General features: G+C 37.4%; 14 protein-coding genes. 9 read left to right on the top strand and 5 right to left on the bottom strand.

Annotation, left to right across the window (positions count from 1 at the left end; translation table 11 throughout):
* Nucleotides 1-15 precede the first annotated feature (15 nt).
* The gene (locus tag H7254_RS07695; RefSeq protein ID WP_301921802.1) at nucleotides 16-270 is read right to left on the bottom strand and encodes a SemiSWEET transporter; all 255 of its coding nucleotides are present in this window, start codon (nucleotides 268-270) and stop codon (nucleotides 16-18) included.
* Between the two features lie 503 nt (nucleotides 271-773).
* On the opposite strand from H7254_RS07695, the gene H7254_RS07690 reads away from it, so the two are divergent.
* The 5 genes from H7254_RS07690 to H7254_RS07670 all read left to right on the top strand — a co-directional run bounded on the left by H7254_RS07690 (nucleotide 774) and on the right by H7254_RS07670 (nucleotide 6,496).
* A complete protein-coding gene (locus H7254_RS07690) occupies nucleotides 774-1,469 on the top strand; it encodes a phosphatase PAP2 family protein (protein WP_301932415.1) in 696 nt (231 codons plus the stop codon).
* Entirely contained in the window at nucleotides 1,466-1,849 is a 384-nt protein-coding gene (locus tag H7254_RS07685; protein WP_301932414.1) for a GtrA family protein, read from the top strand. Before H7254_RS07690 ends, H7254_RS07685 begins: the two co-directional genes overlap by 4 nt.
* 7 nt (nucleotides 1,850-1,856) lie before the next feature.
* Nucleotides 1,857-3,398 carry a glycosyltransferase family 39 protein gene (locus tag H7254_RS07680; protein WP_301932413.1) on the top strand — a complete coding sequence of 514 codons (1,542 nt, stop codon included), beginning with the start codon at nucleotides 1,857-1,859 and terminating at the stop codon, nucleotides 3,396-3,398.
* Between the two features lie 82 nt (nucleotides 3,399-3,480).
* Nucleotides 3,481-3,837, top strand: coding sequence for a winged helix-turn-helix domain-containing protein (locus H7254_RS07675; protein WP_301932412.1), 357 nt, complete (start codon nucleotides 3,481-3,483; stop codon nucleotides 3,835-3,837).
* 85 nt (nucleotides 3,838-3,922) lie between these two features.
* Nucleotides 3,923-6,496 carry a TonB-dependent receptor gene (locus tag H7254_RS07670; protein WP_301932411.1) on the top strand — a complete coding sequence of 858 codons (2,574 nt, stop codon included), beginning with the start codon at nucleotides 3,923-3,925 and terminating at the stop codon, nucleotides 6,494-6,496.
* A gap of 373 nt (nucleotides 6,497-6,869) precedes the next feature.
* On the opposite strand, the gene H7254_RS07665 is transcribed toward H7254_RS07670, so the two are convergent.
* From H7254_RS07665 to H7254_RS07655, 3 genes are all read right to left on the bottom strand, one after another.
* Nucleotides 6,870-7,496 (bottom strand): HupE/UreJ family protein, encoded by a 627-nt coding sequence (locus H7254_RS07665; protein ID WP_301932410.1) that lies wholly within the window; start codon nucleotides 7,494-7,496, stop codon nucleotides 6,870-6,872.
* A gap of 214 nt (nucleotides 7,497-7,710) precedes the next feature.
* A complete protein-coding gene (locus tag H7254_RS07660; RefSeq protein ID WP_301932409.1) occupies nucleotides 7,711-9,996 on the bottom strand; it encodes a TonB-dependent receptor in 2,286 nt (761 codons plus the stop codon).
* 243 nt (nucleotides 9,997-10,239) lie between these two features.
* On the bottom strand, nucleotides 10,240-10,608 hold the full coding sequence (locus tag H7254_RS07655) for a hypothetical protein (protein WP_301932408.1): 369 nt from the start codon (nucleotides 10,606-10,608) through the stop codon (nucleotides 10,240-10,242).
* A gap of 762 nt (nucleotides 10,609-11,370) precedes the next feature.
* Between H7254_RS07655 and H7254_RS07650 the strand changes: the two genes are divergently transcribed.
* From H7254_RS07650 to H7254_RS07635, 4 genes are all read left to right on the top strand, one after another.
* Nucleotides 11,371-12,048 (top strand): hypothetical protein, encoded by a 678-nt coding sequence (locus H7254_RS07650; protein ID WP_301932407.1) that lies wholly within the window; start codon nucleotides 11,371-11,373, stop codon nucleotides 12,046-12,048.
* 2 nt (nucleotides 12,049-12,050) lie between these two features.
* The gene (locus tag H7254_RS07645; RefSeq protein ID WP_301932406.1) at nucleotides 12,051-13,595 is read left to right on the top strand and encodes a T9SS type A sorting domain-containing protein; all 1,545 of its coding nucleotides are present in this window, start codon (nucleotides 12,051-12,053) and stop codon (nucleotides 13,593-13,595) included.
* A 105-nt stretch (nucleotides 13,596-13,700) separates the two neighbouring features.
* A complete protein-coding gene (locus tag H7254_RS07640; RefSeq protein WP_301932405.1) occupies nucleotides 13,701-14,456 on the top strand; it encodes a hypothetical protein in 756 nt (251 codons plus the stop codon).
* Between the two features lie 803 nt (nucleotides 14,457-15,259).
* Nucleotides 15,260-15,682 carry a hypothetical protein gene (locus tag H7254_RS07635; RefSeq protein WP_301923767.1) on the top strand — a complete coding sequence of 141 codons (423 nt, stop codon included), beginning with the start codon at nucleotides 15,260-15,262 and terminating at the stop codon, nucleotides 15,680-15,682.
* Here H7254_RS07635 and H7254_RS07630 read toward each other — a convergent pair.
* Nucleotides 15,679-17,340, bottom strand: a complete 1,662-nt coding sequence (locus H7254_RS07630) for a glutamine--tRNA ligase/YqeY domain fusion protein (RefSeq protein ID WP_301932404.1) — start codon at nucleotides 17,338-17,340, stop codon at nucleotides 15,679-15,681. The genes H7254_RS07635 and H7254_RS07630 overlap by 4 nt on opposite strands.
* Nucleotides 17,341-17,784 lie beyond the last annotated feature (444 nt).

Raw genomic sequence — 17,784 nt, 5'->3', positions numbered from 1 at the left:
TTTTGAAAAATAATTTTACCGGTACTTTATTTTGTACACTAAAATGATGCTGGCAAATACCAATGTTACGGCATTGGCAATCATTACGGGCATGTTGCTGCTGAAAAGCCCGAAAAGAAACCACAGTAAAGTACCCAATGCAAAAAGCGAATACATAAAAAGTGATATGCCACTGGTATCTTTTGTTTGAATGGTTTTAACAGCTTGCGGTAAAAACGATGCAGTAGTTAATATTGCGGCAGCAAAGCCTGTGATCGTGATTATATCCATGTACGATTAATAAGTTATTAGTCTTGTCTGGTTTGCTTTCCAAATCCTAACCTTAATTTAAGGCATTTCAATATACAGCGGAATTGCTGGAAGCTGCACAAGATATGCTACATAGAATAGGAACACAAATAACGCGGATTTTAACTGGCGGGCGGAATATCAATTTAGAGAAATTGATATTCCGCTGATGAGTTTTCGCAAAGTGAAAAATAAATCCGGTTCAATCTGTGCCTTCAGCGTTGTAAGTGTTTCTATTTTATGTTGGTAAGCAATATAATATTTAGCAGGTTAACAGTTAGTTATTGTAACAGTTTAAAGCCATCCAATGATTCTGGATTTAGCCAGCCTTTAAAAAATAGTAATATTCGGGTGCTGTTTTTTGAAACGGGTATCCTCTACAAAAAGCGCAAGAATCAATTTGGTAATATTTCCATAACCTGCTGGTAACATTTTATTAAAACCGGGCTATTAGCTTGCATTATTGTTTATTCAAATTACTTTAAATGAAAAACCTTCCTGATTTGCGCAGTTGCAGGTGGTATTTTTTGGGTTTACTGGTATTGTTAATTACCTGTGTTTTATCATTGACGATGTACAGCAAGTCTGCCTGTTTTATAGCATTGAACACTTATCATCCTTACGGGTTAAATGTATTTTTCATCAACTATACTTTTATCGGTGATGGTATATTTGCATTGATGCTTACCGCCCTGATTTATTTTTATTTTAAAAGAAAACAAGAGGGTGTTGCCATGCTGATATCTTTTATCATTTCTGGTTTGGCAGTGCAAATAATGAAAAACCTTATCAATTCCCCCAGGCCAAAATTATTTTTTGAGGCTGGCCAGTATTTACATTTTATTGACGGAGTAAGCCTGGCAAATAATTCCAGTTTTCCATCCGGACATACCGCTTCTGCTTTTGCAATTGCCACAGTACTTGTGATAATGATGGGTAATAAAACAGGACATTTATTTATTTTACTGGCTGCAGCATTGGTTGGTTACTCTCGTATTTACCTGGCACAGCATTTTTTGCTGGATGTATTTATTGGGATAATTATTGGCACCGTATCAGGCATATTATCTGTCTATCTTGCAATGAATTTAAAAGAGATAAAAGCATCTGTGCGTAAAATTCAAAATTCTAAAACCAACAACAACCTGTTAAGATCACCTGCCGCCGTACAAACCACATGAGTATATTATTTGGTGCAAGGTTATTAAAATACGGCCTGGTGGGATTAACCGGAATGGGACTGGACTTTTCTGTTACCTGGCTTTGCAAAGAAAAATTACAGTTTAATAAATACCTTTCCAATTCATTTGGTTTTTGTGCAGCCGTTATTAATAATTTTTTACTGAACCGATACTGGACTTTTGCAGGTACAGCCCATCCATTTACAGAGCAACTGGTGAAATTTGTGCTGGTAGCTATTACAGGGTTATTGATCAATAATATTATTCTGTACCTGCTGGTGAAAAATCTCCGCCGGAATTTCTATTTCCTCAAACTAATTGTAATTGGCCTTGTGTTTTCCTGGAACTATATAGTTAATTTTATCTTTACATTTAATTAACCCCTGCTTGAGTTATAAAAGGAAAACACTACTGTTAATTGCTATTGGTACGCTGGTGCGGTGCCTCGTTGCGTGTACTATCGAACTGGGTAATGATGAAGTGTATTACCGTATGTATGCCCAGTACCTGCAATGGAATTATTTTGATCATCCGCCGGTAGTTGGCTGGCTCATAAGAACCACCACTGCCAATCTTTTACTGGATAGTGAATTTTTTATCCGGCTTGGTGCCATTGTATCAGCAGCAATTACTACATGGATATTTTTTTTAAGTGGAAGAAAACTGAATGGTGAATACACGGGCTTTTTAGCTTCGTTGATTTATACCGCCACCCTTTACGGAAGCATTATTGCGGGCATATTTATTTTACCGGATGCTCCGCAAATGGTATGCTGGTCTGCAGGCTTGTATTTGCTGATTGCCATTTGCGGCGATAACCTAAGTGCAGCAAAAAAAAATCAGGCACTGATATATTTCGGAATTGTTGCGGGTGCAGGAATGCTTTGTAAAATTCATACGTCTTTTTTGTGGCTGGGATTTTTGCTTTATATAATATTTTACGATCGCTCCCTGTTAAAACTATCCGCCCTGTATATTTCCTGCATGATAACAATATTGTTTTTTTATCCTGTAATACAATGGAATATTGACAATCATTTTGCAACCTGGTTATACCACAGTAAAAGAGTGGTCGTGGCAACAGGCGGACTAGATCCTGTATCTTTTTTAACCTTTGCAGCGGGACAATTTTTTTATTGCAATCCTGTTATTTTTCCTTTTATTATACTGGCCTCTGTTGCAGCAATTAAAAATAAATTGCTCATTGCGCTGCCTCAAAAAAGATTATTGCTGTTTAGCAGTTTACCCCTGATTGCTGCGGCCACTTTAATTTCATTTTTTAAAAATGTTTTACCACACTGGACAGGGCCCGGCTACAGCGGACTAATTTTATTAACTGCCTGTTATTTTGCAGCACAAAAACGGGTAAACGGGTTTAACACCAATGCAATTCCAACAGCTTTAAAATGGGCAACAGCATTGATTCTGGTGATTATTACAGCAGGTGTTTTGGTGATAAATTTTTTACCGGGTACATTGGGTAAAAAAGACAGCGTGTTATTGGGAGAGGGTGATTTTACATTGGATATGTATGGCTGGAAGGACGCAAAAGCAAGGTTTGTTGAAATACAAAAAAAGGAGGAACAGGCAGGGGTAATGAAAAAAGACGCGATCATTATCAGTAACAAATGGTTTTCGGCGGCACACATCGATTTTTACATTGCGATGCCTTCCAAGATAGATGTAGTTGCCATTGGCGATATAAGCGACATCCATCAATATGCCTGGCTAAATACTAAAAGAAAAAAACTGAAGCCGGGAGATGATGCCTGGTGCATTGTTCCATCGGAAAATTATTTTGATGTACTGCATAGCTTTGCTCCGTTGTTTCAGCGTTCCCTTCCTGCCGATACAATCAGGCAAAAAAGAAATGGAGAGAATTGCCGCCTGTTCTACGTTTATAAATTTAAAAACTATACCGGCAAATAAGCCTTTCTTTAAAATTTTCGCAACAATATAAATTTCCCTGTTTATAAAGAAGCGTGTATATTGGTTTTGAAAATTCAACAATATGGCGGGTAAAAATAAATCTCCTGAATTAAATGCAGACGGGCGTATCTGGATCACCACACCCGAGGGAAAATTGATTGGTAAGGGTCGCATAGAATTGATGGAAAAAATTAAACAACTGGGGTCAATCAGACAAGCAGCTGCAGCCATGGAAATGTCTTACAGGCAGGCCTGGCAACTGATTGATGATATGAATACCAAAGCAAAAACTGCCCTGGTTATTTCTCAAAGAGGCGGCAGGGGTGGGGGAAACGCAGTTGTTACCGAACAGGGGGAAGCCATTATTAAGCAATTCAATTCGTTTAACCAAAGGTTTCAAAAATTTTTACTGCTGGAAGCGAAAAAAATTAATCTTTAAAATTTTTTTATATCTCTTTAATCTTTTAATTTCAGTCGTTATTCATTTTTAGGAATAACGATTGAGAAATATTAGTTTAAAATTTATGATAAAAATAACTGCCACTTCGCTTGTTTTAATTTTTTTTATGTTGTGTGCAAGGGCGCAAGAAATTACCGCAGCTAAAAAAAAATCAACGGACTCTGCCGCATTAATGAATGAAGTAGTGCTGACTGCATCCAGAATACCGGAAAAAATATTGCAGTCGCCGGTAAGTATTGAAAAAGTGGGGATACAATATTTTAAAAATTCTGCCGCACCTTCGTTTTTTGATGCGCTTGAAAATGTAAAGGGGGTACAAATGATTGTACCGGGCATGGGTTTTAAAGTAATTAATACAAGAGGTTTTGCCAATACCACCAATGTACGTTTTGCGCAGTTGGTAGATGGGATGGATATACAGGCTCCACATATTGGCGGTCCAATCGCCAACGCACTGGGCCCAGGCGACCTCGACATAGAGAGCGCAGAAATTATCACCGGTACCGCTGCTGCCTTATACGGAATGAATACTATTAACGGGCTGGCAAATTTTATTACATTAAGCCCTTTTACCAGCCAGGGTATTAGTGTGCAGCAAAAAGTGGGTATCAATCATTTATCAGATGCCAACAGTGCTGCAAAAATATTTTCTGAAACAAGTATCCGGATAGCGAGGGTACTTTCTCCAAAATTTGCTTTTAAAATGAACGGCACTTTTACCAGGGGGTACGATTGGATAGCCGACGACCATACTGATCTTAACGCAGCAGCCAATGCAACACTGTCGTTAACGGGGGCTAATAATCCGGCAATGGATCCGGTAAACGGCTATGGTAATGAATCATCCAACAGAAGAACACTTTCACTGCAGGGCAAAAATTATGTAGTTGCCCGAAGCGGATATTACGAAAAGCAGGTGGCTGACTATGCGCTTCAAAATGGAAAAGGTGATGTAGGGTTATTTTATAAAATAAACAACGAAGCCGAACTTTCATATAGTTACCGGTTTGCCGTGATGGACAATATTTACCAGCGATCCAACAGGTTTCGGTTGGAAAATTATACGCTGCAGCAACATGGGGTAAAATTAAAAACAAAGTCGGTAACGGTACAGGCTTACTGGAACCGGGAAAACACCGGTAACTCTTACAACCTGCGGTCGATGGCTGAAAATACCGATAAAGCTTTTAAGAGTGACGACAATTGGTTCAGCGATTATACAAGCAGATTTAATTCATCCGTAGCAGGTGGTGCAGCAATAGTGAATGCCTTACAGTCTGCACGATCCTTTGCGGATTCGGGCAGGCTACAACCTGGAACAGCAAAATACGAGGCTGTATTTAATAAACTAAAAAACATCAACAACTGGGATTCGGGCGCAGCGCTCAAGGTTAGGGCAAATCTAATTAATATAGATGGTCAAATCAATTTAACGGAGGATTTACTGGCAGGGTTTAACCGCACTACCGGAGTAGAATTGCTGGCAGGTTTTGATTACAGAACCTACGTTGTTATACCCGATGGAAATTATTTTATAAACCCAGTAGGCGGAAAAAAAAATGATAACCTGGTATATGGAAAAACCGGTGGATTTATTTCGGCTACAAAAGAATTTTTTAAAAAGAAATTAAAAGCAGGCGCATCGCTACGGGCAGACAAGAATGATTATTTTTCAACAACCTGGAACCCGCGTTTTACATTGGTATATTCTTCAGCCAGTAAAAATAATTTCAGGCTAGCGTATCAGAGTGGTTCCCGGTTTCCAGGTTTGTTTGAAGGATTTTCCAATGTAAACAGTGGAGGTGTTAAAAGAGTGGGGGGCTTGAAAGTAATGTCGGATGGTGTATTTGAGCATTCGTATTTAAAAGCTTCTATTGATGCATTCCAGGCTGCGGTTACAAAGGATGTAAACACAACGGGTATTTCCAAAAATGAAGCCATCAAAAAAAATGCATCTTTACTCGTAAAAAATAGTTACACCTATTTAAAGCCTGAAAATATAAAGTCTGTTGAGATGGGCTACAGGGGTGTTTTTCTGCAGTCTAAATTATTTTTAGATATTGATTTTTATTACAATATTTATCACTTCTTCATTGCGCAGGTGGAAGCGAGCGTACCCAAAACACAACTACCGGATTCCATTTCATTTTATCTCAACGATAAAAAATTACAGGATCGTTACCGGCTATGGACAAATTCAAAAACCACCGTGTATAATTATGGTGGCAGCGCAGGCGTAAAATATAATTTTGGTAAATATTTTTTGATCGGCGCCAATATAAGTTATGCATCGCTTGATAAAAAAACCAGCAACGACGGGTTAGAAGATGGCTTTAATACGCCCAAATGGATGACCAATATTTCTGTATCAAATCCACATTTGTATAAAAACTTTGGCGCTGGCATTACCTATAGATGGCAGCGTAGTTATCACTGGCAATCCTTTTTGGTGAACGGGCTGGTGCCTGCTTACCATACTGTTGACATGCAGGTAAATTATGCATTTACCAAACCACAGCTCGGGTTAAAACTGGGTACCTCCAATTTATTCAATCACTATTATTATTCATTTTTGGGTGGCCCGCATGTAGGTGGCTTTTATTATCTCACATTGACCTGCAATGTAGATCGTAAATAAAATAATTGCAGAAGTACGCAAATAAGCAGCGCTTTATATTCACCTAATAATCCCTTCAGAATTTCTCGGGCATTGTCAACAACAGGATACTGCAACAGTTAAAAAAATGTTTGCGGATATAAGCTTCGCTTCAAAATATGTTTTTATGTGTGGTATGCCAATAAATGGGGGTATGTAGGATACAGTTTATTTTAAATGGTAAAACAGATAGTTTTTGTTCAAAAGAATGCGAAGGAGCGTTTGTAAAAAAGTTAGCTGGTATTTGAAAAGAAAGCAGGCAAATCCTAATTTGCAAAAGACCTTCTATAGAAAAATATATTTTTAATTGCGGAAGTTGTGGTGCAATATCCAAACATAGATATAAGGTATATATCTATTTTAAAAAAAATCTTTCAACAGTCCAGTAAGCTGCAATAACTGCGATGATGATTGACAACGGAATCACTATTTTTTTTCTGTAAAAAGGCTTATTGCTAAAAGGAAGTCCAATTAAAAAAAATGCAGCTAATATCACAGTTATCTGACCCAGTTCTACGCCCAGATTAAACATCAATAAAGAACTTAAGTATGAATTTTGTGGAAGGCCCAGTTGGGTTAATGCGCTGGCAAAACCCATTCCGTGTACAAGCCCAAATAAAAATACAACACCAATGCGGCTGACTTTTAACCGGGGAGAAAAAATATTTTCCAGTGCCACATATACAATAGACAATGCGATTACTGGCTCTACAATACTGGCAGGCGGCTTAATTATCTGGTACATGGCCAGGCCAAGGGTAATGGTATGTGCCACAGTAAAAGCTGTGGCTTGCCACAATATTGGTTTTAGTTTTGGGTTAAGTAAATACAAGCTGAGTACAAACAAAATATGATCAAAGCCCAGCGGAATAATGTGCGTAAAACCAAGCTGCAGGTAAATACTCAGGACTTCCGATTTACTAAGGGAAGAAAGATCAACATCATGCGCAAATACACTTTGGCAGAGCAGGAAGAGCAGCATTGTACATCCAATTGACCTATAGTAATATTTGAATGGAGGATTATTCATGTATACCAACAGCTAAGTTATTTAATTTAAACATAGCCATGCAGATGTAAGCAGAATTACATGACAAAAAAGTGACAGCATTTGATTGCCGCCACTTGTTGTAATGAAAAGAAAAATCATGGTCGAATAAAAATTATAGAGCACATAGGGAAATTTTTTGTCTGCCTTATTTAAAAAAATACGTAAAACCTGCCTTAAATGCAAAAGGTGTTCCCGGTGTAAAACATACTTCATTTACAGATTGGGCTTCACCCTTCAAACGGGTTTCGGTATCAAACTGCGTTTCTTTCCATTTGGTATTAAACACATTGTTTACTACCAGTCCAATCTCGTATTTCGGTTTGGTATAATTTAATACAGCATCGGTAATAAAATATCCTTTTGCAGTAAGGCTATAATTTTCATTGGCTGGCCGGTCTCCTACAAACCTATAACGGAAACTACCGTTGAAACCATTTTTATTGGTATAGGTAAGTCCTGCACTGCTTGTCCACACAGGTGCAAGCGGAATATAATCAGCTCCTTTAGCGTTGCCAGCAGCACGGCCCCTGGCATAGTTTACATCCACATCAAAATATAAAGATTTAACCGGCTCATACCTGCCCGAAAAATCAAAACCAACCCTGCGGGTGTTTCCACTAAATTCCACAAAGCCTCCATCGCCGCTGTACACGTTTTCCTGCTGAAGGTAAATGTACCATGCTGCTACATTAACAATAATATTATTTGCCGGCTTAAATACGCTGCCAATATCTGCACTGTATGCAGAAGGTAAAGCAAAAGCAGCATTGTTGATAACAGCACTTCTGGTATCATTGGAATGAAATCCCTTGCCACTGGTAAGATAAAATTGAAGTGCCTGATTGGCATGATAATAAATGTTCAATTTAGGACTTACAGTATGGGCATTTGTATTATAGGTTCCTGCACCTGGTAGAGTGGTATCACTGGCTAATTTGTTTTTATACTGATAAAAGAACTGGTCAAAACGAAGGCCAGCATTGATGCTAAAATGTTCGTTGAATTTAAGTGTTTCGCTTACATACGGAGATACAGACAATTCTGAAACGTCTCCCAGTTTTATTTGATTTAAAGTTATATACCTGTCTTTGGTATGCGACAATCCTGAGTTGTTCGTCAAATCATTTCTTACCTGTACACCCAGTTCAGTATTTAGCCTGTTATTACCAAGATAACCGGTGTGAACATAGCTGCCATTATAACCCATTAAATTTCTTGATTCCTTTTGCCTGATCTCATCTCCATTTGCAGTATCCACCAGAAAGAAAGTAAAATTGGTATGCAGGTCAAAATGAGTATTGGAGTAGTATAATTGATTTTTGATTACGTCTCCATTATTCAACGAGGTTAGCAACTGTACATTAAAATTAGTACGGTAGGTGAGTCCTCCTTCAAAAGGATCAAGAGCTCCATAAAAACCAATGATTCCTTTGTTCACCGCACGATCCGGTATCTGGCCGGAGGCATCCCATTTGCTCCAGAAAGTTGTAGCAGACATGTTGAGGTAACTATGCTTTGAAATTTTACCATTGTATTTGGTAAACAGATTAAAGCGTTTAAAATGCTGGGGGTTATCAAAATAGGCGTCTGAATAACGGTATTCACTGGCCACGTACCAGGATTGTTGGTTAGCTGTTGCCTTTTCGTTTAGCAGGTTAAACATCGTCATCAGGCGGTAAGTATTAAACTGGCCTGCTTCTACCTTTACCATATTTTGTTTAAGAAAGTTTCTTGTATTAAAATCTACAAAACCGGTGGTGGCAAAATCTCCTTTGGATGCAGTGTAAGGGCCTTTTTTAAAATCAACATTGTCGATAGTTTCCGGAATAATAAAATGGGTATCAGCATACCCTTGTCCGTGTGCATGCGACACCATATTAACCGGCAACCCATCTACCTCCTCCCTGAAATCAGTTCCATGATCGGCATCAAATCCGCGTAGAAAAATTTGTTCTGCTTTGCCGCCTCCCTGGTGCTGCCCGATAACAATGCCAGGAATAATCCGCAGTATTTCCTGAGAATTATTTACGCCACGCATGGCAATATCGACTTTACTGATGGACTTGTATTGTTCTCCTGCATGTGCAGATATGGTAATGTCTTTTAAAGACATTGACTGGGTAACCAGGCGGATACTATTGTTACTATCTTTAAAATCTTTTAAAGTTACGGTGGCTGCTTTATGGCCTAAAGACGTTACAACAAAACTAACGTCACTACTTTTATCCGTTTTAAAAGAGAACGTTCCCAATGCATCACTGATAGCAGTTTTTTTTGAAGGCAACATGGTTACAGAAGCACCTTCAATAGTAGTATTGGAACTGGCATCCACTATGCTCCCTCTAACAATACTTTGTGCAGTTACCATGGAAGAAAAGAATATCATAAACATAACAGTACAGAACAAACTATAATAGTTGACATATTTCATAAAAAATTTATAAAGAATAAAAAAATGATCATAGATATGCTGTATAAGCATACTAAGTTATTCAGGCATACAGTTATAAAAGGCATTATTTATCAGCGCCTAACGTTTACATCAAACAGACCACTGTACTACTAAAGGTTGTTTAAATATAAACCCTGTCTACAGAAATAATAGTACTGGTTTCTAGCTTCATAAAAGCGATGCAACTGTAAATAAAATTGGCGGGAAGATGATAATGCTTTCTTATACTCTTGGAGGAGGATAATTGTTTTTTACATTGCCGTTTAAAAGATCTGGGGAAGGCCGTAACAAATAATTAGTAGCCAGGTCAGCAACAATAAAATTATTTTTAAGGCAAGATGTTACAAGATGCTCGTTGGTAAGATTATCTTTTTTCAAATTAGACGAAGTGCTTTTGTCAGATTTTTGATCTTTAATATCCCGGGCAATTTCATAGTGTACATGATATTTACCATTTTCATAATGCACTGTAGCCATATGGTGCGCATAAAAAAATGTGTGGCTGATTACATCATTAATATAAGGAAGTACAGGCTTCAACATAACCACAGCGTAGCTCAGTAAAATAATATAAAGCAGCAGTTTTTTCATGTCTAATACTGTATCCGGATTATCCCGGTATTTGTTAAGCTACGATAAAAAAGTAATTCTGGTTCTTTTTTAAAAAAAAATAAATAATTGATTTATAAAGGTCTTGAGGTAGTTGTAAAGACGGATAAAGAAAATTGCGGGTAACAGGCAATTGCTGTTCTTTAAAACGATTTTAGTATAGAAGTATCTTTTATTTGATGCCGCAAAAAAATTGCGAAGGAACGCTCCTGTTGCTGAGTCTGCATACCTATTACCGGCATCGGGATGAATCCTGCACTTTAAATTAATTGTAGTTGAATTCACAAAAATTTACTGACAAATAATATTGGGTATTTAGTATATATTCTACCATGAAAAATAGGATTGACAAAATTGAGAAGGGTTTGCTGAAACTAATTGAAAGTAAAAGAGAAAGCACCGGCAATAAATAAACGTTCGGTTTATCCATTCTGGAAAGCTGTTTAAAAATATAATTTTGGAAACACATGAATAGTCAACCGGATGAATAATGATCGTTATAAACACCCTGCAGAAATCTTTATTGCTGTAATGAGTACGCCAATAAAATCGTTTTTTTTTTGCCGGATGTCATTCACAGTTTGTTGCGCAGTAAAAACAAATCAACGTTAGTTAATAAACATCACATTTTATGTTCATAAGAAAAAAACTACAAAAAGACAGATGTTGTTACGAGCAATTATTAATTCAGCTGCTGCGTTGTAAGTTGACTGCACAGGTAGTAATAATTTAACCTGAACTTGTATGAAGAATAAACCGTTTATTATTTTTGAGATGCCAGGTATTTTTAAAAATGGTATGCCGGTAAAAAAAATAATTTCATTTATTTTATTGAATTCTATTTTATTTTTTTCCAGTGCGCAGGAAATTAAAATGTATACAGGTATAAACCTTGTAGTAAAGGGGAATGTTTATCTTGTTGTAAATAATATTGCTTTTAAAAATGATGGCGCTTTTATAAGCGATAGCAGTACGGTAGTTTTTACAGGCAATACGGATACAAGTATTACCTATATATCGGGCAGCAGTATTACAAGATTCAATAATTTAACACTGGTCAAATCTGCTTATGGAATAGCTTTACAATCTCCGGTAGAAGTAAAAAATGTTTTAACAGTTTCAAGAGGAAACTTATATACTGAAAGCAACCTTACATTACTATCCGACATTACCAATACCGCAAGGCTTGCGGCGGTTCCTTCGTCAGGGGCCCATATTTATGGTAAGGCAATAGTGCAAAGATATATTCCTGCAAGAAGATCCTGGAGGCTGTTGACAGCTCCTGTAACTGATGCTTCCACTATTTACGCAAGCTGGCAAAATGGAGGCGTTTATGCAGCTGGCAAAGGAATGTACGTGAGTGGGTCCATTCCTTCGATGGCAAACGGTTTAGATGCCAGTGCGCTCAATAACCATCCTTAAAAATGTGGAGCTTTGCAACACAGACTTTTACTAACGTAACCAAAACCAATTGCGTTTGCTATCTTACTAATAATGGCAGCGCTGATAATGTGGGATATTTTGTATTTATAAGAGGCGACAGAACGTTCAGTAATTTTACCGTGGGTAATACCAACGTTACCACCTTAACCAGTATCGGACAATTGCAAACGCAGGCACAGGTTTTCAATGCTTCTGCAGCAGGTGGTGGTTATACCTTAATTGGTAATCCATATGCATCATCCATTGATTTTAATTTAGTAACCAGAAATAATTTATTAAAACGTTTTTATGTGTGGGATCCGGCATTAAACGTAACCGGCGCGTATGTCACCATAGATGATTTTTATAACACAGGGGTTTATAGTAAATCGGTAGGAGCTTCTCCACAAACCAACGAAATTCAATCATCACAGGCCTTTTTTGTAGAAACGTCCGCCGCCGGCGCAGCGGCTTTAACCATTAACGAAAATGCTAAATCAATCAGTGATATCAGCAGTATGTTCCGCCCGATGGAACCTGTGCCTGCAATGGTTAAAGCGGGTAGCATAAGAACAAACCTTTATCTTTTAAATACTGATAATTCAAAGGTATTGGCAGAAGGCAATCTTGTTGAATTTGGAAGTGATTTTTACAGCGGCGTTAGCAACCAGGATGCCTTGAAATTTGGTAATGTCAATGAAAGCCTTGCAGCTATTCGAAATGGCATTGCACTGGCTATTGAAAGAAGGCCTGTGATTAATTTAAACGATACTATTTTCTTAAAGCTAACAAAAACTACGGTTCGTAGCTACCGGATAGAGATAATACCGCAAGGCCTTTTTCCGCAAAACGTAGCCGCTTTTTTTGAAGATAGTTATTTAAAAAGCAGAACTGCGATAAGTATTTTGGATACATCTTATTTCAACTTTATCCTTGATGCAAATGCAGCTTCCGCAGTTGCAACCCGTTTTAGAATTGTTTTTAAATCTTTAACAGTATTACCGCTTTCATTTACCTCAATAAAAGCATACCCGGTAAATAATGATGTGAAGGTTGCCTGGCAGGTGCAGGAAGAGCTAAATATTTCAATGTATGAAATAGAAAAATCGGTAAATGGTGTAGATTTCAAATTTGTAAATACCACCGCAAAAAAATCAACTGGCAATTATTCCTGGATAGACCAGGCTCCTTTTGCAGGCAGAAATTATTATAGAATAAAAAGTATTGATCAAAGTGAAGTAATAGTGTATAGCCCAATTGTAGCTGTGGTAGTAGCCGGCCATGGTACTAATTTTACAATAGTTCCCAATCCTGTTAAAGGAAAAGTTATCAACCTTCAATTTGCAAATCAAACGAAGGGTAGTTACCAGTTCAGTTTAATGAATAGCTCAGGACAGCAGGTATTTAGCAGTATGGAACAAATTAGCAACAACAGTACATCAAAAGTATTAAATATCCCTGCTGTTTTGCCAGCAGGAATTTACAAGTTACAAATTGCAGGCCCTGCAAATATTAAAGAAACACAAAAACTAATAATCAAAGAATAAGGTATCTGAAATAAAAAATAATTTTTTACATGTTAAGAAAATAAGCACCTTTTTTTTAAAGTTTAGCCATTGCATATTTCTTACACTCAATTATCCAGCAACACCATGAAAAATTTATTTCCCTTATTTTTAGTTGCATTCCTGAGCCTTGTACATACAGCCAGTGCCCAAAATATTGCTATTAATACTGACGGCTCTTTACCCGATGCAAGTGCAATGCTGGATATTTCCAGCACCGGCAAAGGTTTTCTTGCACCAAGGATGACCACTACCCAGCAAAATGCAATTTTACTGCCGGCAAAGGGGTTGTTGATTTTTAATATAACCAATAATATTTTTAAGGTAAATACCGGAACGGCCACGTCTCCTTTTTGGTCAACGCTTAACGCTTCTGATAATAACTGGTTGGTAACAGGTAATGCAGAAACCAGTTCAGCAAGTAATTTTCTGGGCACTGTTGATAATGTGTCTTTAAGATTTATAAGTAATAACACAGAAAGAATGGTGATAGATAGTACAGGCAATGTAGGCATTGGCAATACGAATCCAAACTCTACTTTATCCGTAACGGGTTCACAAAGTGCGAGCTTTAAGAGTGTCATGGGCTCATATACTTTTTTAAACACTGATTTTGTAGTAATCAATACCGGGGGTGCCGCTACATGGACACTCCCGGCAGCAAGCTCCTGTTCAGGCAGGGTGTACAGGTTAATCAACCATGGCACCCTTTTGACGATGATAACCTTATCAGAAGCTGTTATGTTAGAAAGTGCAAATTCTACTGTTACTCTTTCTAGTGCACGAAATGTTAATACTTATGAGATAATTTCTGACGGATTTCTGTGGCGAAAAATGAATTAGCCTACAGCGGCGGTTAACAAGCTCAACCCACATTGTAGCTTATTGGAAAATAAGCCACTCGCAGCATGGCTTTTATTTTTTTGAGTTCCTCAAGTGGAACTACAGATTTTTTGAGAAAATGGCGGAGGTTTAAATTCTAATACTGCGTAAATACTGGTTATCTGCGCTGCCGGTTCACTACGCTGCCGGAGGGTGATTGGCCGATGCTAATCGTTGTCCATTATCCTGGTCACTATTTCTTGTCATTATTATTCCCCCATTGGTTGTGGATATAATTTTATTTTTGTTACTGCCTTATGGTGTTTTGTACCTAAAAATCCAACAGTTTTAGCTGAAGATTTGCCGTGGATGGTTATTCTATTTTATGGTAGATGGATCTAAGATTGCAGTTGGTCGTTAAAAGTTTAAAAACCGGAGATATCCGATTGGCCGGGCGCCTGCCCAATTGCTAACCGTGATTATTTAAACAGTTTATGATACTTAATTTATAATTATAGCTGGCTGAAGCTTCAATGTGAGTTAACCAATAAAAACTATTAATTTCGCGGCATAGAATCTTAATTAATGATTACCCTGTTGAATACTTTTTTGTATGTACGTCGTGGAATGTTCCCCGCTTTAAAAAAGCATTTCTTGTAAACAATAAGTTATGTGGTTTCGGTGTATCCGTTCGGGCCTCTTGAGTAATATTATTGGAAGGCAATGCTGTATCTTCTACTATCTGATAATCTTTTCAGGATAGTTTAAAATTGCTGGTATTGATAAAGAGAGATGTTTTAAACGGATAAAATAAATTTATAATTATGCCATTTTCTTCCATTTTACACCGTGTTGGGCTAGCAGCCTGTATACTGCTGATAGTTTCCTGTTTTATGCCCTGGACTTACTATGCTGATTTACATATCCCCATAGACCAAAGGACTTTTACGGGATTAAAAAGCTATAATAACTATTATGGCAGGCCAGGAAAATTTCTAATAATAATAGGTGTAGTTAGTTTTGTTTTGATGCTATGGCCAAAAATTTTGGCGAAGATTATCAATATTTTAATAGCAACAATTGGAATGGTTTATGCAATAATTACTTTTAGAAGATTTACGTTAAGTTATCTTGATCATTACCCTGAAATAAAAATAGGCATAATAATTATGCTGCTGTCTTCCATTCTGATTTTAGTAGGCACAGCTTTTCCAAATATTAAAATTGACCAGAATAAAAAAAATTAATATTTTTTTACTTCTTTCGACCAGGCATCTTTTAAAGTAACCGTTCTGTTAAACACTAATTTTTCCGGAGTAGAGACTTTATCAAAACAGAAATAACCCTTTCTTAAAAACTGGTAACGGGCGGTTACTGTGCCTTCCAGCAGGGATGGTTCTACCCAGGCATTCCCGATTACTTTCAAAGAGTCTTTATTGATATATTCTTTAAAATCTCTTTCTTCGTTTGATGGATCTTCTACTTTAAACAGTCTTTCGTATAATCTTACTTCAGCAGGCAATGCGTGTTCAGCACTCACCCAATGGATAGTACCTTTTACACTAATGCCGCTTGTATCATTTCCACTTTTAGTTTCGGGTAAATAAGAACAATAAATTTCGGTTACTATTCCATCTTCATCTTTTGTAAAGCCATCGCATTGTACAATGTAAGCACTTTTTAAACGCACCCTTGCACCGGGTGCCAGCCTGAACCATTTTTTGGCAGCTTCTTCCATGAAGTCTTCTCTTTCAACCCACAACGTTTTACTGAATGGAACTATTCTTGTTCCATACGCATCATCAGGCCCGTTTTCACTTACCAGTTCTTCTGTTTGTCCATCCTGGTAGTTGGTAATGATTAATTTTACGGGGTCCAGTACGCCCATCACACGCAGCGCAGATTTATTCAGATCTTCCCTTAAACAAAACTCCAGCAAGCTAAAGTCTATCATATTTTCTCTTCTTGCCACACCAATTTTATCACAAAAATTGCGGATACTTTCAGCGGTAAATCCGCGGCGGCGCATACCGCTGATAGTGGGCATACGGGGATCATCCCAGCCCTGTACATGCCCTTCGGTAACCAGTTGAAGTAACTTTCGTTTACTCATTACTGTGTAGGTCATGTTCAGCCTTGCAAATTCATATTGTTGCGAAGGAAATATTTCCAGCTTTTCAATCAGCCAATCATATAATTCACGGTGGGGGATAAACTCCAGCGTACAAATGCTGTGTGTAATCTTTTCAATACTGTCGCTTTGGCCATGCGCAAAATCATACATTGGATAAATGCACCATGCATTGCCGGTGCGGTGGTGGTGGGCATGTTTAATACGGTACAGCAATGGGTCACGCAGGTGCATGTTAGGCGCTGCCATATCTATTTTTGCCCTCAATACTTTTTCCCCATCGGTGTATTTACCTGCTTTCATATCTGCAAATAACTGCAGGTTTTCTTCTGTTGTTCTATTGCGGTTCGGACTATCCATTCCTGGCACTGTTGGTGTGCCTTTTAACGTAGCTATTTCTTCCGCTGATAAGTCATCTACATACGCAAGTCCTTTTTTTATAAGATCAACCGCCAGCAGATACAACTGGCTAAAATAGTCAGATGCATACAATTCATTTTGCCAGTTGAAGCCCAGCCATTGCACATCTTCTTTAATGCTATCTACATATTCTGTATCTTCTTTTACCGGGTTAGTATCGTCAAAGCGCAGGTTGGTTTTTCCGCCGTATTTTAAACCTAAACCAAAATTAAGGCAAATGCTTTTTGCATGCCCAATATGCAGGTAACCGTTTGGTTCAGGCGGAAAACGGGTAAGGATGGTTTGGTATTTTCCGCTGGCTAAATCCGCTTCAATAATTTCTTCTATAAAATTCAGGCTCTTTTCTTCAGACATCTCGTTTAAACTTTGTTATGCAAATTTAAGGTTTGACAGGGTATAATTTTTGTTTGGATTTATTAAATGTGGTTAATAAAGTGATGCAAATAAGAAAAATCCTATTTTCAATTATATTGACTACAGGCTTCTTTCAATTTTGATTTCATTAACCCAGTGAGCTTTTATAGTTTGATCTTTACTACTTTTAGGGTAAGAGAGTATCAATATTTCAATTTCATAATTGGTGATCAACTGAAAATTTTTTTATGATATGTTAGCATCAATCCATTTTATTTTTTGTAAATCATGAATGAACTTTGATTTATAGGTTTAAGTAGAACGTTCACATTTCAAATATAGAGTTTGTTTTTAACTAATTAAATTAGTATTTTTATTCTAAATTATTTAGTTATGTTCAAAGGAATAAATGCGATTGAATTTAGTAAACGTTTTAAAAGCAAT

Origin of the sequence: Ferruginibacter sp., from assembly GCF_014377975.1 — a bacterium.
Taxonomy (GTDB): Bacteria; Bacteroidota; Bacteroidia; order Chitinophagales; family Chitinophagaceae; genus Ferruginibacter.
The sequence above is the reverse complement of the archived record's forward strand: the minus strand, read 5'-3'. Positions and strand labels throughout refer to the sequence as shown.

Bases quoted from the DNA above. Each gene is read 5' to 3' on its own strand.
- H7254_RS07670 (WP_301932411.1), top strand. From the start codon at position 3,923: ATGATAAAAATAACTGCCACTTCGCTTGTTTTAATTTTTTTTATGTTG.
- H7254_RS07630 (WP_301932404.1), bottom strand. From the start codon at position 17,340: ATGTCTGAAGAAAAGAGCCTGAATTTTATAGAAGAAATTATTGAAGCG.
- H7254_RS07635 (WP_301923767.1), top strand. From the start codon at position 15,260: ATGCCATTTTCTTCCATTTTACACCGTGTTGGGCTAGCAGCCTGTATA.
- H7254_RS07645 (WP_301932406.1), top strand. From the start codon at position 12,051: ATGTGGAGCTTTGCAACACAGACTTTTACTAACGTAACCAAAACCAAT.
- H7254_RS07685 (WP_301932414.1), top strand. From the start codon at position 1,466: ATGAGTATATTATTTGGTGCAAGGTTATTAAAATACGGCCTGGTGGGA.
- H7254_RS07665 (WP_301932410.1), bottom strand. From the start codon at position 7,496: ATGCTGCTCTTCCTGCTCTGCCAAAGTGTATTTGCGCATGATGTTGAT.
- H7254_RS07640 (WP_301932405.1), top strand. From the start codon at position 13,701: ATGAAAAATTTATTTCCCTTATTTTTAGTTGCATTCCTGAGCCTTGTA.
- H7254_RS07675 (WP_301932412.1), top strand. From the start codon at position 3,481: ATGGCGGGTAAAAATAAATCTCCTGAATTAAATGCAGACGGGCGTATC.
- H7254_RS07690 (WP_301932415.1), top strand. From the start codon at position 774: ATGAAAAACCTTCCTGATTTGCGCAGTTGCAGGTGGTATTTTTTGGGT.
- H7254_RS07650 (WP_301932407.1), top strand. From the start codon at position 11,371: ATGAAGAATAAACCGTTTATTATTTTTGAGATGCCAGGTATTTTTAAA.
- H7254_RS07655 (WP_301932408.1), bottom strand. From the start codon at position 10,608: ATGAAAAAACTGCTGCTTTATATTATTTTACTGAGCTACGCTGTGGTT.
- H7254_RS07660 (WP_301932409.1), bottom strand. From the start codon at position 9,996: ATGAAATATGTCAACTATTATAGTTTGTTCTGTACTGTTATGTTTATG.
- H7254_RS07695 (WP_301921802.1), bottom strand. From the start codon at position 270: ATGGATATAATCACGATCACAGGCTTTGCTGCCGCAATATTAACTACT.